The sequence below is a fragment of the Croceitalea sp. MTPC5 genome, from assembly GCF_036985505.1.
Taxonomy (GTDB): Bacteria; Bacteroidota; Bacteroidia; order Flavobacteriales; family Flavobacteriaceae; genus Croceitalea.
Genome location: NZ_BTGQ01000021.1, coordinates 1 through 1,818 on the forward strand (window position 1 = coordinate 1; position 1,818 = coordinate 1,818).

A 1,818-nucleotide genomic window follows, 5' to 3' on the forward strand; every position below is an offset into this window, starting at 1 on the left:
ACAGGATAGAACTGGGTGAAATCGCGCATGCCATTTCGCAAGTTACCGGTTCAGGGTCGAGCTATGCCCTGGTCAGGGAACGGGAAACCTCCACTGGCAAGGCCAAGTACCTCGTTGGGTACTATGTCCCCGAAGAAACTAGTGTGGAGATGGAAGATAGGGACATACTGGAGGCACTTTCGGCTATTCTTCCGGGGTACATGGTACCCTCCGCACTTGTTCGCATGGAGTCCTTTCCCCTAACTGTAAATGGTAAGCTGGACCGAAGGGCACTTCCTAAGCCGGAGATGGTTTCCGGGGAGGGATATGTTGCTCCTGTTAACGAGACGGAGGCGGAGATTTGTAGGATATGGCAGGAGGTCCTTGGGATAGAACGTGTTGGGACGCAAGACGATTTTTTCAAGATAGGTGGTAATTCGATTCTCTGTATCCGATTGGTAAGCTCAATGAATGTCCAGCTCAAATCTCAAATTTCAGTCAAAGATATTTTTAACTATAAAACGATTTCTAAATTACTCGGGATCATTAATGATTCTAAGGGAGATTTCAAATACAATAAGTATTCAATTGAAAAAGGATTTGTTAATGAGAACGAAGGATTTGAATTGACAAATGTTCAACAAGCATATTTATTTGGTCGCCTGGATATCATGGAATTGGGAAATATTTCCACACAAAGTTACTCAGAGATGAAGTTTAGTGACTTTGATCCCGAGAAATTTGAGATAGTGCTAAATATTTTGATTCAACGGCACAGTTCTCTTAGAACCATATTTAAAAATGAACAACAATATATTTTAAGTAACATTTCCAAATATGAAATGTTAAACCACGGAAGAATTGATGAAGAGGCCCTTCAACATATTCGGAATAGACTAGCAACCAAAATTTACAATACAAGTAAATGGCCCCTATTTGATTTTGAGCTTAGTCAATTTGAGGATTATACCATCTTACATTTAAGCATTGAAGGGTTAATTGTGGATGGTGCGAGCATGAGAACTTTTTTTAAAGAACTAATTGCTCTTTATAATTCTGAAGACATATCTAGGGTAAAACTTCCCAAGCTGGAAATCAATTTTAAAGATTACGTTGAAAAGTATCAGGCAGTTAGAAACAGCCATATGTATCTGGAGTGCAAAAAATATTGGGAAAATAAAATGTCCGATTATGATTTTGAAGCTCAACTTCCGGTAAGAGTTAACCCAAAAGATATTTTAAAACCTAGCTTCCGAAGAATTACCAAAACTATACCCATTGAAACATGGGAATTGATAAAAGCAAAAGCAATAGATGCTAACGTAGGGGCTACTTCTGTTATCTTATTTGTTTATGGTCTTGTTTTGTCCAAATGGAGTGGTAAATCAAAATTCTGTATAAACTTAACCTTATCTAATCGCCTACCATTACATAAACAGGTTAATGATATTTTGGGGGATTTCACTGTTTTAGAATTATTTAATTTCCACAGACTTAAGCATGTATCCCTCAAAAAGAACTTGGTACAAGTCCATGATGAATTGTGGAATGATATCGAAAACAATTTATTTGATGGAATAGATTTCCAACGATTGATTAGAACAAAATTAGCGCTTCCGAAAAATCAAATTCTTTCTCCAGTTGTATTGACTAGCGGTCTGGGTAATACATTAAATAAAATCCCGCTGAAAGGGTATGCTGGACAAGGGTATTCAATTACACAGACGTCGCAAGTATATTTAGATAATAAAGCATATATAACCAATGAAGGATTGATCGCAGAATGGGATTATGTCGATCAATTATTTAGTTCCGATGTTATATCGCAAATGCATGCTG

General features: G+C 37.3%; 1 protein-coding gene. It reads left to right on the forward strand.

Annotation, left to right across the window (positions count from 1 at the left end):
- Nucleotides 1-1,818: condensation domain-containing protein (locus AACM45_RS20215; RefSeq protein WP_339145016.1), on the forward strand; the 1,818-nt coding region annotated here is incomplete at both ends.